Source organism: Paenibacillus sp. FA6 (assembly GCF_051550225.1).
GTDB lineage: Bacteria > Bacillota > Bacilli > Paenibacillales > Paenibacillaceae > Paenibacillus_AQ.
The window spans coordinates 936,660-952,465 of record NZ_CP188820.1 but is presented as its reverse complement, the minus strand read 5'-3'; the positions used below and the strand labels follow the sequence as shown (position 1 = coordinate 952,465).

Sequence of the window (15,806 nt, the reverse complement as noted above, 5' to 3'; positions counted from 1 at the left end):
CGGATCATCCTTCCGATCGCTGTTGCCCTCTGATTTCTTGATTGTATAAAGCTTTAGCGGATGAAATAAGAGGGCAAAGGCAAAGGCGAACGCTATCGCTTCTTCAGGACAATTCCGTTACCTTCGCTACTTCGAGCATAATCATTCTTTCCTGCATGTACTAATTATAGTTTAAAGCCTATTTTGTAACGTGCTTTGGAGTACGTAGCACCCACAATAATCGAACTGCTTTTTATGATTTCTTTTCCAAGGCTATCTCTACTGTTTTATGAATATGCATGTCTAGTAGATTTACATCTTTCAACCGAAGTTTACGTAACTTTGTTAAAGAGTTCGGATCAATGATGTCATCTTCTGGACCATATGTAACAAGTATCTGGGCAATTACCATATTTCAGGTTCTACGACATCCGTATCGGATTCACGGAAAATCAATTTCAGCAATAAATATTTGAATTTATGAAAAAAGCATCCTTCGCACGAATAGATTGCGTAAAGGATGCCTCTTAACAGAACTCATACTTGCAGAAAACAAGGATTAATGTTCGAAGCAGCGAAGGTAACGGAATTGTCCTGTAGAAGCGCTAGCGTTCGCCTACAAGCTTTCCGTAGGAAAGCTACTTCGAAAGCATATACTTTGCCCTCGGATTTCAACCGCAATAGGCGGTATATAATCAAGAAATCTGAGGGCAACAGCGATCGTAAGGACAATCCGTTATCGCAGCGGCATCCCACACCGGTCTATGCGGACTTTATCAGTAGCCTCTATCTAAATGTGCCTCTTTGATCGTCATATCACTTCTGATCTTCCGTCGGATCCTGATAATCATTATGATTAGCCTTTGGTTTTACTTTATTCCTCCGTGTCAACCACAGTGATAACCATATAACACCCCCAACAAGTATGACAGGCAAAGCCCCGAAGAGAATAACGACTATCCACTGGAATAACAGTGTCAGAACATTTATCGTACCTTTAAGTGCGTCATTCGCCCGTTCGAACAAAGGTGCCTGCTCTTTATCAACTAAAGCTGGATCCACGATGCCATCTTGCTGATACAAGCGAATTTCTACCGTTGAATAGGATACATTGTTATTGATGTAACGTATTCTCCCCTTGATCAATTCGATATCCTCCTGAATTTTACCTAGTTCATTCGCAAAGGTTACCAACTCAGTCGTCTTTGTCGCCTTTTTCATAAACTCTGTATATTGAGTCTCCATTAGCTCCTTCACTTTAAGTCGGGATTCCAAATCCACATACTCCTCAGATACATCCTGACCTTTAATACTTTGCTGAAATGATTCATGTTTTATTTGCTCTATCCCACCTAGTAAAGAGGAGAAACCATTCGCTGGAACTTTAATGATAAAAGTTCCTCCAACCTCATGTGTCGATTGATTCTCTGAGAACTCCACAATATACCCACCTGAGAGTGACACCAAATCTCTCACTTCTGACTGAGCCACTGAATAATCTTTGATGCGCATCACCAGATTGGCTGTGTAAATGAGTTTCTTGTTCAATGCCTCCGCAGTTGAAGCACTATTAAACCCCTTTAGTTGCTCAACAGGTACAACAGGCGTTGATATCGTTCCCGTCTGCAATTCCTGCTCTGTTATATTCATTTGGTCCGCTAGGGCCGTGGTTGGCTTTGCTGCTGAATTTAATTCCGCAGAAAACCCTGTTGATGTTGCCACATTTTCCAAACTACTCTCAGACTTTACTTCTGCGTTCGCTGACGAATAGTTAGCATCTCCAGCATTATCCGAACTTGATGACCCACAGCCACTTAACAATATTGATAATAGCAGAATGCAAATAAACCCCCGTTTACCCATACTCATTCCCCCCGCTTCATTTGTTAATTTAGATCTACCTTATAGAAATTGTTCAAAAGGTCAGCTTTTGAACACCTACTTATATGTATGACGTTTACAATACTTGGAAGGTTGCACGATAACAACAATATTTCTTGTCTGCATATATGAACTATGTGTATAATAGTAACACAAACATACATTCGTATTTATTTATCAATCAACTTTGTCAGTCACAGGAGGCTATTATGAAAGGTTCCACGCATCTCGCCATTGGAACGGTTATCGGAATTGCTGCAGCTATGTATCATCCCTTTTCCGTTCATAACACAGCTCTTTATATCGCAGTGTCTGCCTTTTCTGCCTTAAGTGCAGATCTTGATGGAAACAGCATTCTTAGCTCTAGAATAGGTAAATTTTCTAAACAAATACGCCAACTTCTTGTCTGGGGTAGCCTTATACTCACTTCGGTACTCACATTCTTATTTCTGTACGACCAGTCATTTCACGCCGAATATTCTATCGTCTGTCTGATCGCTTTACTATTTGGTTTCATCACCAAAGAAGGAATGATACGCAATGCACTAATTAGTGCTATCGGAGGATTACTGATGTATGGTGGCTGGCATTTCAATATGAATTGGCTCATTGGGCTGGGTCTATTCATCGCTTGGGCACCCTGGCTGAAGCATCGAGGAATGACGCACACGGTGTGGGCTCTATGTATATGGGGAATGATAAGCTATAGCATGGAACAACAGCTACAAGTCGATGGATTAATGGCTGTAGCCACGACCAGCTATCTCTCTCATCTACTCGCGGATACATTAACACCGCAAGGTGTGAAATGGTTGTACCCTCTTTATAAAAGATCCATAAAGCTGCGACTCTAATAGTCGCAGCTTTATTTTATAGGTAATGGATAGGTAAGTCGAAACTGGTTAGGTGTCATCTCCTCTAGACGACGAAAGTTATAAATGAAATAACTAGCATTGGAAAATCCACACTGTAACCCTATTTGTTTAACGGAAAGGCTACTCGTTGCGAGTAGTCTCTTAGCAAGCGTGATCCGGGCCTCCAGCATATATTGAACAGGAGTTGTACCCATAATCTGACGAAACATTCGATTGAAGTAATAGATACTATAACCCGAAACGGCCGCCATATCCGATAAGGAAAGTGACTCGTGACAGTGATTCTGAATATAATCTGCCGTTGTACGTATTTTATCATGATGAGTCAGTAGCGAATGTCCCTGCAAATGAACAGCATTCAGCGCAAGCTCCGCTAATATTTCATACACAATCGCGGAAATTCTCGCTTCATACATATTCTCAAATGACTCACCAAGCTTTAGGAGTTCATCTGTCAGCATTAGGAATCTCTCTTTACGAGCGAATGTGAATAACCACACCTCTCCTATACTTCTTCCATTTAACAATGACGTCAAATCATGGCCGCTGAAGTGAATCCAACGAATGTCCCATGGATGTTCTGGGTCTGCACGATACTGCTGTACTTGTCCCGGACCGTAAAGAAAACCATTCCCTTCACTCAATTCCACCCACTCTTGCTTATCATGAACAAATACAAATCCCTTCCCCTGAAAAACCATATGAAGATTGAATTGTTGCAGTTGTCCACTTGGACGATTCTCTGCATGCAACGGATCCATATAATGCCCACATGCATCTGGATAACAGGTATAACCTTTAAATCCTGGATTCGGCAAAAAATACTGAACTCTCATTTGATTCACCCCTTATAATATCGCAAGATCCTGATACGATTCGCAATATCATTCTATATTATCTTCTGTTTCATTGATTTACAATGAATTTAGGGATTCATCTACTTTTTCAAAATAACACTATTAGTGAGAGTTCAAAAAGTTATTTTTTTGAACTACCTTTATACATGAAAGGATGTCATATAGAATGAATAACTTCTCTAAGATACAAATGGGTGTGGACTATTACCCAGAGCATTGGGATCCTTCCCTATGGGAACAGGATGCTATTCAGATGAAGGAAGTTGGCGTTAAAATTGTCCGTGTTGGCGAATTCGCATGGAGTCGATTTGAACCTGAGGAGGGCCAATTTAACTTTGAGTGGCTAGACCGTGCTATTCACCTCTTTCACCGTCAAGGTATTCAGATTGTTATAGGTACTCCCACCCATACTCCCCCTAGATGGCTTACGGAGAAATGTCCGGATATTCTACCTATCCAAGCAAATGGACACACGTACCATGCCGGTGTTCGTGGGCATCGTTGTTTCAACAGTGTTTCATTACATTCTTATGGATCACGTATCATTGAGAAGCTAACACTTCATTACAAGGATCACCCTGCAATCATTGGATGGCAGACTGATAATGAATTTAGCCTAGTGTATTGTCATTGTGAATCCTGTAACGAACAATTTCGTGTATGGCTTCAAGCCAAATACGGTACTCTTGAACAGTTAAATCAGGAATGGGGAACCGTGGTTTGGAGTGGCGAATACAACGATTGGAGCCAAGTAACGACACCTTTCGGTGGATCACCTCATCAGAATCCATCCTATCAACTGGACTTCTACCGCTTCCAATCTGCTTGCGTTGAACAATATCAACAGACTCAGATTGAGATCATTCGTAGAAATTGCCCAGAACACTTCATCACACATAACTTTCATAGTTATCCACAAAAGCTGGACCTATATCCTTTAGGAGAGCAACTAGATGTGGCCGCTTTCGATTACTATCCGAATACATCACCAGATAAAACATCTACAGGTCCATATAGCGGTGCGTTGTCTCTAGATGTCACGCGAGGTATCAAACGACGTAATTTCTGGATCATGGAGCAACTAAGTGGGCCTCCTGGTGGGTGGGGACCGATGTGGCGCACACCATATCCTGGCTTCATTCGCGCCTATATATGGCAGACAATTGCTAGAGGTGCAGACACGGTTGTTCAATTTCGTTGGAGAAGTGCAACCATGGGGGCTGAACAATTCTGGCATGGATTGATCGATCACAGCAATGTACCTGGTCGTCGATTTGAAGAATTCTCACAAGTATGTACAGAGGTGAATACACTCTCACGTTTATTAGAAGGAAGCATTGTCCGTAATGATGTTGCTATCCTTCACTCTCATGACCAGCTCGTAGCTCTAGATATCCAACCGCAAGTCGAAGGGCTAGATTATTACGAGAATATCAAACAATGGCACCGAGCCTTAACGAAATTAGGTATCGGTACTGACGTCATCAATTGGACAGAGAACCTGTCTGGATACAAACTTATTATTGCACCAAGTCTATATTTAATGGACTCAACGGTTGCTACTTCTCTAGAGGCTTTCGCGGCAGCTGGAGGAACACTAATTATTACTCACCGAAGTGGTGTGAAGAATCTGAATAATGTATGCCTTATGGAACCTTTTCCTGGCATGCTATCCCATTGTGCGGGAGTTCAAGTAAGTGAGTATGATCCGATTGCAAACAGCCTCCATCACATCATTACAGCGGATGAACAGACCTATTCCTCCACACAGTGGTGCGATATATTGCACCCGACTACAGCAGAGGTAGTAGCTTCGTATCATGATGATTTCTATGCAGGGAAAGCGGCGATTACCGTTAATAGCTTTGGCAAGGGAAAAGTATATTATTTGGGTACCCATCCCGAGGAAAATTATATGAAATCACTACTTCATCAGTTAGCAGTAGCGCATGATATTCCACATTTCCCCGATCTACCAGAAGGTGTTCAAATATCAGTACGAATGCGTGATTCTCAAGCATTCTTCTTCCTATTAAATTTAAGTAGGGAATCTCGAAGTATTGTCTTAGATCATCCGTATAAGAGTGTTCTCTATGATGGGCTAACACATGAAGGAACACTAACTTTAGAACCTTATGGGGTAGATATTTGTACGATAGAACTATATTAAATAATTTAGGCCATGGTGGTCGTTATTGCGGTCAATACCGCAGGCGACCACTTTGGTGTACCTTTTATTTAAAATGTCTGAAATGCTTGCAAACGGTTTCCAATTTGATTACTGTTAATATACAGTTTGTCAAAAAGATAATATCGAGGAGGACAATAGATGAAATACCGTTTACTAGGGGATACAGAACTGAAGGTTAGTGAAGTTAGCTTTGGAACTTGGGCCATTGGAGGAGATTGGGGAAATTCTAATGATCAGGAAGCCATTTCCGGTCTTCAGCGTGCTATGGATGAAGGTGTTAATTTCTTTGACACGGCAGATGTTTACGGTTCGGGGCATGCAGAGGAGTTACTAGCTACAGCTACGAAAGGTAAAGAGGATAATGTACATATTGCCACCAAATTTTGCCGTGCAGGCGATGTTCAGGATCCAGCCAATTATTCAGAAGAAGCGATTCGCCAATATTGTGAGAATAGTCTAAAGCGTCTGCAACGCGAAAGAATCGATTTGTATCAGATTCACTGTCCACCACTTGCCATTCTAAAGGATGGTCGAGTGTTTGAAGTACTAGAGAAGCTACAACAAGAAGGAAAGATCCGTCATTTCGGTGTGAGTGTAGAGACAATCGAGGAAGGTTTATTCTGTCTGGACGTTCCGGGTCTTAAAGCACTTCAGGTTATATTTAATTTGCTACGCCAAAAGCCAGCTAATGAGCTGTTCCCGAAGGCAAATACAGCTGGTGTTGGGATTCTTGTCAGATTGCCACTTGCGAGTGGACTGCTTACAGGTAAATTCAATGAGAACAGTACATTTGCTGCAGATGACCATCGCAACTTTAACGCAAATGGTGAACATTTCAATGTGGGTGAAACATTCGCCGGGTTGCCTTTCACCAAGGGAGTAGAGCTTGCAAGAGAACTTGCATGGATCGCGGAAGGTCGGGGAGATATGGCACGCGCATCTATGCGCTGGATTCTTGAGAATCCGAATATCACCTGTGTGATTCCTGGATTCAAAAACGTCCGACAAGTAGAGGACAATCTCGGTACCGTTGACGTGCCTGCATTTAGCACAGAAGAATTGGACCGACTACGCTCATTCTATGAGAATCAAGTGGAAACACATATTCGGGGAGCTTATTAGGGTCAACAACATAAAACGTCCTGTCATTCCTAATTGGAGATGACAGGACGTTTTACTATCGCAATGAGTGCTAATTTCACTAAGATATAACTTGATAGGAATGGCTATTGAATTTAGATTCCTGAAGTATCTGGCTGGATGTCTCATGAAGAAAGACAATTTTCCCACAGAGCCCCTTTTGCATCAGCTCGAAGGCTTCCTCGTAGCGATCCAATGTAAAAGTGTGTGTCACAAGACCATCCAAATGAATAAGATTATTATCGAGAAGCCCCCTCATTTGGTACCATGTTTGATACATGCGACGCCCTGTAATACCTTCCACACGAATGCCTTTGAAAATAATGTTCCCCATATCCAGCAAGACATCTTTCGTCGGAATACCTAATAACGATACACGAGCTGCATTCGCTGCTCCTTCAAATCCTTCACGAATGGCATCAGGATTACCTGACATTTCCAAGACAACCTCCGCACCTTCACCATCTGTATGTTTTTTAATCGCTCTCGATAACTTCTCCGTTGAACTATTAATAAGTACATCCGCACCCATTTTATGCGCCATATCTAATCGATATGGATTAATATCCGCTGCAATAATTTTGCCAGCTCCGCAAGCCTTAGCCACGGCTATGGACATTAATCCGATTAACCCTGCACCAATGACCGCTACAGACTTACCAACGATATCTCCAGATAGTACCGTCTGGACAGCATTACCAAGCGGGTCCTGAAGACATGCCAATTCAAAAGGCATATCCGGACGATTATGGATGATATTGCTTGCCCTAACGACCGCATATTTCGCAAAACACCCCGGCGCTGTAATACCGAAGCTACGTGTGTTCAGACATACATGCGAATTCCCCGTTCTACATGGCTTGCAATAGCCGCAAACCATATGCCCTTCAGCCGATACACTTTCCCCTACATTCACATTCATGACCTGACTTCCAATAGCTTCAACAATGCCAGCGAATTCATGTCCGAATACATTTGGCGTCACCACACTTTTCTCCGCCCAAGCATCCCAATTGTAAATATGTACGTCCGTTCCGCAGATAGAGCTCGCTTTGACGCGAACCAACACTTCGTCTGGACCAATATCAGGTACAGGAACCTCTTTGAGCACTGCACCCGGCTCACGTTTCTCTTTAACTAGCCCCATCATCGTTCTCTCCACGAGATCCCCACCTTTAGTCGCTAAAGCGATATTATTAACAATCATGAAATTATTTCGATTTCTTAATGATTGATTTAATCATCTTCTTGTTCATTTGAATTAGTGTATAAGCTTTCAATAGCTTCGTTCTCTTCGTGTTGTTAATGATGCGAATCTGATAATTGAGTTTAACTCGATCTGACCAGAAGAACTTATATTCTTGAAGCCCACTCATTAAATCAATTTCTGTCACATCACTCTGTAAATAATGCTCCATCACACGATTTAAAAGAACGACTCCCACACCGTATTCAGCGAATTCAGTCGAAAATGTCGAGATATACAAATAAACTTTATTATGATAAGCAAACGTAAGCATAGCAGAAGCAATATTCCCATCAATCTCTATGTAAGAAAAATGAGCACCATGATTACCCTCAAAGAGCGGAATAATTTCTTTGTAAAAAGAATCTACTCGCGGTTCGTTAAATAAGCTTTGTTGCCACCTCTTTTTGTGTAGCTCAGTGAAACTGTTCCAAATTGGTTCATTACATGGTTCATTCAACTTAATACTAACTTCGTGCTCACGGCATAACTTTCGTTCTTTGCGTTCTATTGCTTTAATTCGGTTGATATCTACTTTTTGGTCATTGTAAATTTCCATATTCACATATGGGGATAAGGACAGCTGCCTAGTGAACACTTCAAACTGCTCCCCGAAGCATTGTTGAACTAAGGATGTCGTAGCATTGTGAGACTGAAAGCTAATGAGGTCGATCCAATCCCATTCTTCTTGATGCAGAACTAAGGTCTCAGAAATTTGCTTCATTAATTTGATATTATGATATCGTTTATGTAAGTAGAATGTGTTGGATTCCCCCGTACCTGAAATAATGCATTGTAACGACTTTACGGTGCGCCATTTCACTTTACATGTAGTTATACATAAAGGAGCTATGGCTACGCACTGAGATTGATCCGTTACTACGATGACAAATAATTGCTTATGATCCTCAAACATGTATTTTAAATAGGATTGCAGCCATTCCCATGTATCGAATATTTCTGCTTGTTCTACATGATGAATTAAATCCCGCCATTGTTCTTCCAGCTGTGACAACGCTTCTACGCTACGAATGATTGTGGTCTTCATATTACGATTAGGTAACTCCTTTCCTAAGCAAAAAAAAGGGTCCCAGCAGCAGGCCCATTCACAACATATTGTATTAAATATCGATGGGGAAATTACGGGATAACTCTATGATTTTAGAGCCATACACTAACAAAGTCATACTAGAATCAACTGGAAATTTCACGGACTGTGCTTTTCCCTTTAGTTGAACATTCGGAATAGATCTTGAGATGGTTAAATTACTCGTGTATGAGTAAATCGTTACTATTCTAGGTAAAGATTTCGTTAAGTCCTCTTTCGTGAGCTTTGTTACTAACGTCAGTTTATTATAAGCAAATACAGCAAGTGATAGATTTGAAATATCAACTTCTGCGGCATTATTCGTAAACGCTATGAACTCCTCATTCAATATCCCTTTTAAAGCAGTACTTGTCTTCCCTTCACTATTACTGCTAAGATAGTTCGTTGTCATGACAGGACTAGTGAGATAGAACTCCTGCAATGATTGAGCGTAATTAGTGAACTGGTTGGATGTCATACTCACTCCGGTGCAAGTGGTTGGGCTATCTATTTTCACAGCTTGATTGTTACCATACTGACTACGTGCATTGTTGCCAGTAATATTCACAAGTGAGCTATCTTTAATGTGAATGCCATACATACCAGGAAAGAAAATATTGTTGTTTGATATATTGCCTATGAAATAGGGGCTTTTCTCGATATAAACACCCGTTGCCACATTATCAACACCTGACTTCCAGGTGAGATTGTTAGCGTTGACAATTCCTCCTACAATTTCAGATAAATAAACCCCATATTTCTGAGCCCAAGCGATATTATTGTTAGAAATAACAACATTAAAGCCTTTCTTACATACAATAGCACTGTCTCCCGATTCAAATATATTGTTTCCTTCGATCACAACCCAATTGAAGATCTCAATATAAATATTCGATTGTTCCGATCCCGTATGAGCGAAGAATAGAACATTTCCTTTACAGATTAGACCGTCTAAACCTTTTGCCCAAATATGAAATTTGTTACCGAAAGCCCCTCGAGTATTCGCTCTTGATTCATACATATTGTTAGTGAAATTCACATCCCCCACACCGCAATTCCCGCCATCCGTTGGAGGAAGATAATCAACATAGAGTCCATAATTACAATCGATGATTTGATTATCTGTAATGGAGAAACGTGAGCAATGCTGTGTCTGATTCACAGGTTCGAAATTAATCGCTTTTAGACAATGGATAAATCTAACATTCGTAATCAATACGCCAAACACCCATTTACAATTAATCCCGTTTCTTTTCTTCTCGCCATTGATCGTTATCCCATCAATTCGAATATTCCCAGTGCCTGAGAATCGATCCGTATTACTTGTCACTTTCCCACTTAGATTAATTGTGCCATTCAATGTCCCAGACCCTGTAATATTGATATTAGAGGTGTTAATTGTAAAGTTCGCTTTGTACACACCTTCAGGAATGAGGATAACTCCACCAGTAACGCTTATACTATTAACTGCTTGTTGTATAGCTACCGAATCATCTGTCATTCCATCACCTTTGGCTCCAAAATCTCTGACATTCGTAGCACCTAACTGTGACATATGATCATCCCTCCATTGACATTATCATCTCCTATTTCTAGTTTATTATATTAACAATCTATCTTTTTGGTTCTGACATTGCACCTAGTATAAACATCCACTCTCTTATCACTTGAAAATAGCAATCCTAACACCACAATTAAAAATGTGTAGATACATATACTATAGTACTGATTCGGGTTGAAATTAACGACGACAAGATTCCCTACAAACAAAGAAACCGGTAACCACAATTCATCTTTAAATTTCCGCAAACTCCAAATAAATAATACAATATACATGGTCATAAATAAGATGAAGCTTACGAGACCTTGTTCCACAAGAATGTTAATAAATTGAGAATGTATAACAATGTCTTTGATCCCAAAGTTCGCTTGCTGATATGGAATATATTGACCCGCGCCCACCCCAAACCAAATGTGATCTTTGAATATGTTAAACGCTGCAGCAAACTGGGTAAATCGATTCGATTGGGTATCCCCTCTATCCACAATGAATGTCTGATAAAGATCTTCTCCGAACACTTGATAGGCTACGATCACTACAGTAATGCTTACTAAACCTATGACATATCTTCTAATCCATTGACGATGATCCGCAACTCCAGTCATGACAATGAAAATAAGAAATTGAATACAAATGGATAAATACCCGATCCTCGTAAAAGTTAAGATAATAAAAAGGACATTGAGAAGAAAAATAATGAGACTTCCCAGACTCCTTTTCTTGTAGTGATAATATAATAGTACAGAGAATAGAATGGCACCTAAATTCCCCGCGCCATTGCTAGCACCGACAAATCCCATAACTCTTTTCGTTATCACTGCCCCTTCATAGTAATTAATACTTCCTTCTGTGGTAAAAGGTAAGAACGATTTATTGAACTTATATTGCAGTAACCCCAAAGTTGAATTAGCTAAAGAGTATATTGCAATCCCTGCCAACAAAGTAGAAGTCTTCAATTCCATTAAAGATAATAAATAGAACATAATTGCTAGCAAAAGCATATTAATAAACACGTTGATATGATAAATATAGAGACCTATTTCATAAAGTTGAACCGTATACACCTGTAATATGAATAGTACAATCATTCCGCTGATCAGAATGAACAAGGTGTTTAGTTTTGTTCTTAATTCAATCTGAATGACCAAATGATTGATTCTGCTCTTAAGAAATATATGAATGAGCAACGTACAATTTAATAACAACAACATAACAAAAGGTAGATCGACATAAATATCTTGTTCACCAACATTAAATCGAATACCACTGATCATCCCCACAATGACACATCCAACAGTGAAACTATGAACAAAGTCCCCTTTGAATACATTGAGCACAAGGAGTAGCCCTATCATAAGTACAGGAATACAGAGCATTAATAGCGTAAAGAACATAATGATTCCTCTTAATTATTCATTTTATTTTCTATAAATTGAATCAATTGCTCTGCTTGCGATTTCCTAGAAAATCTCCCGCGATCTGAATAATCATATTTGTTCTTTACCAGTTCTGATAATCGATCAGCAATATCTTCCCGATGATGCTTCGCACATTCACCATATTTGCCATGGACTAAGGCGATGAGTTCCTCATCTTCTGTCACGGCGATAATAGGTTTACACCCACCGATATACTCAAAAGTTTTCCCTGGAATAGCATAGTTACTACCCTTGGTATGCGTTAGAATAACAGCGATATCTGCTTCTTTTAACCAATGGATAGCCTCTGCATGCTTCACGGTACCTACGAGCCGAATCGAAATTCCTGTTATGACCTGTTCAAATGATTGAATATCATGAAGTGCTTGTTGATCCAGAACACCTACAATATTGAATGTGATTAGGATTCCTGTACGCTCATGGAACATTATTAATCCTTCAATAAATTGTTTAATATTCCTTCCTTTATAGATAGAGCCAATATGAGTTAATTCCAAATGAGTTATTGCATTGTCAATAGGTTGATATTCACTGTCTATGAAATACTGCTCATCGTATCCATTCTTAATGATTTGAATATCTAATCTATCGTCCTGATCTTGATAATACTGATGAATCCCTTGTGAGACAGCTACAACACCGTCAGCAAGTTTAGAAATAATTTTTTCTGCACGTTTTAATGCCCTTTTGGGATTGCCCTCACCGATATCATTGTTAATGATGTCACGGATTTCAATCACAGCTGGAATATGAGGCGCTTTTTTTTTAATATAATCTAATATATATAAACCATACACATCTGGAACGGTTACCCATATAGCAGCCACTTCATGCGTACTTAAGTATTGATCCAATTGGTTAAATAAGGATTTATTCATTTGGTCGAACTTATATTTACTTAATTTATAGTTACGCCATGTGGATACAATCCATTTATTACGCAGTATTCGTTCTATTTTTTTGTTCTTATTTCTTTTGTTCTGTACTTCATTTTCTTGTATCGTTTGTGTGAAAATACTATGAGGTGTTGTAAATTTATAGTTCCAGGTGGAGAATCGACTTTGAAAAGAACCAAATTGTGTATCATTAATCGTTAATAAGCTATATCTATCTGCGAAATAATTCATAATTCCAGTGTAACGGACGGATGCTACGACCGGTTGCCCTTCGATATAATCCGAAATTAGAATCAATGTCTTCTTCATCTAATCCCACCTTTCATAATCGAATACTCCCCCTCCATCACAGGCAAATTCACATAGCCTTCACGAACATCCATAATCACATCATCAGGGCGCCTTATTTGAAAAATGTTATATTGGCTGAATTTCAGGGAAATGACTTGATCGCGGTATGATGCTGGATGTTCCAATATAAACGTATTCTCGTTGATTCTTTCGACAGTTACATGATCTCGAAGATTTACGTAATCAGCTAGCTCACTTCCTGTGCAATACCAAACTTTCTTATCCTCCAAATAGTGAAATATGCCTCTTAAACTTTTGCGATCATCAAAAATATTGGGACTTTGCCTTTTTCCATCATCTCGCGAGGGAGCAATATGCTCTTGCACACTAATGACCAATTGATGTTCTAATAAATAAGTAATCTCGCGTAGCTTCCAGCGAATAAGTATTTTTTTGAGAACTCTTTTGGCGATCCCCTTCATGGTCGTTTCCCGATGAAGTACACCATTCAATATCGACCCACTTAGCGTAGATGGAATATCAATAACTGCTGTGCTTCCAAATCTCTTGATATCAAAGTTGGTTAGCGGATTGTGATCATTCCCACATATTTCTTGCTTTCCTCCATCAGAGATTCCCCTATTCCAATACCGGCACCACCACGAGAATCCCGATTGATCAATGCTCTCATCCGAATAACCGTTACTCGTATAACCACAATATTTCCCACCACTTGGATTGATTCCGATAACATCCTGATAAATATCTTTCCCCTTACGAATCGTATCTAAGGCTTCATCTACACTGTTGAACAAGGCCCATTCTTGAATAAAATCAACTGCACGCTGACCCACCTTCCCATGTGTTGTACCATGGTATGCAAGTTCGAAATTCGGATGTTGGTGAATGGACTTAAAGAACTCCTTACTTCCCTCATCTGCATTCATCGGTTCTGACACTTGAGTTAACAAAGGCTTCAGAAGCATTCCTACTCTAACGCCTACAGGAACGAAGAATGTTACTTTCAGTTGTGGGAAATCTTTTAGAATCATCTCATTTAAATAACGGAAGGAAGAATTCTTCTCGTTCTTGTGGTACCCCCAATCATCTCCTAAATGTAATGTTCCATCTTTATTCGTATCTACCCATGTATTAGCGAGATCATCAATCATCAGCAACACAGGGGATCTTGCATTGTTATACCATTTACAAAGTTCAATGCTCATTGGTTATACCTCTTATAGCCCGAACTACTTCTCTTGTTCTAGTAAGAAATCGAAAAAACTTCGTTTTCGGGTTAGACATATTCCACATGGCTAATGAATAATTCACTGAAAAGCGATTAGTCCACCTGAATTTCCACGAATAACTTCCAGCCCCAAAGTCAATTTTCTCTCCATGGCCACGCTCAAATATATACTGAATCATTTCGATCATAAGCACATCAGCAATCCCGTGAAAGTGGGAATACTTTGGATCATAAGCTGTATTCCATCCATAAAGAACATTTCCAAATAAGTAACAGGACTTATAAACAATGATTTCACCTTCTTCTGATTCAAGAACAAAGGTAACCATTTGATCATTATCTTTGAATAACCGTTTTAGAAACTTTTCGTTATTTCCATTTTCAAACAAACTTTTCCTTTCGTATTTCCCCTTTTCACTCTGTAAGTATTGCTTCTCCAATTTGTGAATATGGGATATTTGTTCATAAATATCCTCACTCTCACTGCCTCTTACCACCTTAAATCGATAATTGGTTTCGCCAAGTAATTTAGCACGTTTCTTTCTCATCTTGGTGTTCATAATTTCTTTATCAAACTGTTCGTAGGAAGTGAAGTCTTCCGTATCAAACCTTGGTGAAGATGTTAAATAATGAACATACGGATTGTATTTATCATGCCTTAATAAATACCGAAGCAATGGTGTATCCATCTGTATATGTGTCATCTCGATTCTGTCCCAACGACTAGCATGGTCTTCAATAACCTTAAAGATATCTTTAATAATCGCCAATGCTGAAAATTGGCTACTATCTAGTATGAAATTGAAATAATCACCTTTTCCTATAAATCGTAATTCATTACATTTTAATAATTTCTTATCAATTTTTCTAAACATTAATGGTGCGATTCCTACCATTTCATTATCTCGATAGCAGCAAATAATAAATAACTGATTGTTCTTATTCTGGCCGTAAGTAAGCCACCAACAATAATTAAAATGAAATGTACTATAATATGTCGTTTTTCGATCGCATCGTTCTATTCTTTCCCAATCCTCTTTAATGCTGAGTAAACCTTCAACATCGGTTATTAATTTTGTTGTCACAACAAACGGACTCCTTTATTCAATAATTT

12 protein-coding genes and 1 pseudogene are annotated in these 15,806 nt (G+C 39.4%); 3 read left to right on the top strand and 10 right to left on the bottom strand.

Translation table 11 applies throughout. From position 1 onward, the window contains the following. Positions 1-185 precede the first annotated feature (185 nt). Together ACP8HI_RS04225 and ACP8HI_RS04220 are read right to left on the bottom strand one after the other, a co-directional pair. Positions 186-456 (bottom strand): annotated as a pseudogene (locus ACP8HI_RS04225) (IS5/IS1182 family transposase); the annotation flags it as partial. Positions 457-795: 339 nt separating this feature from the next. Further along, the gene (locus ACP8HI_RS04220; protein ID WP_438349883.1) at positions 796-1,842 is read right to left on the bottom strand and encodes a DUF4349 domain-containing protein; all 1,047 of its coding nucleotides are present in this window, start codon (positions 1,840-1,842) and stop codon (positions 796-798) included. 227 nt (positions 1,843-2,069) lie between these two features. Between ACP8HI_RS04220 and ACP8HI_RS04215 the strand changes: the two genes are divergently transcribed. Next, positions 2,070-2,714 (top strand): metal-dependent hydrolase, encoded by a 645-nt coding sequence (locus ACP8HI_RS04215; protein ID WP_438349882.1) that lies wholly within the window; start codon positions 2,070-2,072, stop codon positions 2,712-2,714. An 11-nt stretch (positions 2,715-2,725) separates the two neighbouring features. On the opposite strand, the gene ACP8HI_RS04210 is transcribed toward ACP8HI_RS04215, so the two are convergent. Further along, on the bottom strand, positions 2,726-3,571 hold the full coding sequence (locus ACP8HI_RS04210) for an AraC family transcriptional regulator (protein ID WP_438349881.1): 846 nt from the start codon (positions 3,569-3,571) through the stop codon (positions 2,726-2,728). Between the two features lie 187 nt (positions 3,572-3,758). Here ACP8HI_RS04210 and ACP8HI_RS04205 point away from each other — a divergent pair, with 187 nt between their 5' ends. Continuing rightward, entirely contained in the window at positions 3,759-5,762 is a 2,004-nt protein-coding gene (locus ACP8HI_RS04205) for a beta-galactosidase (RefSeq protein WP_438349880.1), read from the top strand. A gap of 159 nt (positions 5,763-5,921) precedes the next feature. After that, complete coding sequence (locus ACP8HI_RS04200) at positions 5,922-6,905, top strand: aldo/keto reductase (RefSeq protein ID WP_438349879.1); 984 nt, start codon at positions 5,922-5,924, stop codon at positions 6,903-6,905. A 79-nt stretch (positions 6,906-6,984) separates the two neighbouring features. On the opposite strand, the gene tdh is transcribed toward ACP8HI_RS04200, so the two are convergent. The 7 genes from tdh to ACP8HI_RS04165 all read right to left on the bottom strand — a co-directional run bounded on the left by tdh (position 6,985) and on the right by ACP8HI_RS04165 (position 15,777). Beyond that, positions 6,985-8,130 carry an L-threonine 3-dehydrogenase gene (tdh, locus tag ACP8HI_RS04195; RefSeq protein ID WP_438349878.1) on the bottom strand — a complete coding sequence of 382 codons (1,146 nt, stop codon included), beginning with the start codon at positions 8,128-8,130 and terminating at the stop codon, positions 6,985-6,987. A 4-nt stretch (positions 8,131-8,134) separates the two neighbouring features. Continuing rightward, positions 8,135-9,217: a GNAT family N-acetyltransferase gene (locus tag ACP8HI_RS04190; protein WP_438349877.1), complete on the bottom strand. Its 1,083-nt coding sequence runs from the start codon at positions 9,215-9,217 to the stop codon at positions 8,135-8,137. A gap of 73 nt (positions 9,218-9,290) precedes the next feature. Beyond that, positions 9,291-10,811: a glycosyl hydrolase family 28-related protein gene (locus ACP8HI_RS04185; RefSeq protein WP_438349876.1), complete on the bottom strand. Its 1,521-nt coding sequence runs from the start codon at positions 10,809-10,811 to the stop codon at positions 9,291-9,293. Between the two features lie 50 nt (positions 10,812-10,861). After that, positions 10,862-12,211 carry an O-antigen ligase family protein gene (locus tag ACP8HI_RS04180; RefSeq protein WP_438349875.1) on the bottom strand — a complete coding sequence of 450 codons (1,350 nt, stop codon included), beginning with the start codon at positions 12,209-12,211 and terminating at the stop codon, positions 10,862-10,864. A gap of 11 nt (positions 12,212-12,222) precedes the next feature. Then, entirely contained in the window at positions 12,223-13,461 is a 1,239-nt protein-coding gene (locus ACP8HI_RS04175) for a hypothetical protein (protein WP_438349874.1), read from the bottom strand. Next, positions 13,458-14,669 (bottom strand): hypothetical protein, encoded by a 1,212-nt coding sequence (locus tag ACP8HI_RS04170; RefSeq protein ID WP_438349873.1) that lies wholly within the window; start codon positions 14,667-14,669, stop codon positions 13,458-13,460. Before ACP8HI_RS04170 ends, ACP8HI_RS04175 begins: the two co-directional genes overlap by 4 nt. Next, on the bottom strand, positions 14,659-15,777 hold the full coding sequence (locus tag ACP8HI_RS04165) for a GNAT family N-acetyltransferase (protein WP_438349872.1): 1,119 nt from the start codon (positions 15,775-15,777) through the stop codon (positions 14,659-14,661). The genes ACP8HI_RS04170 and ACP8HI_RS04165 overlap by 11 nt, the downstream gene beginning before the upstream one ends. Positions 15,778-15,806: the final 29 nt, after the last annotated feature.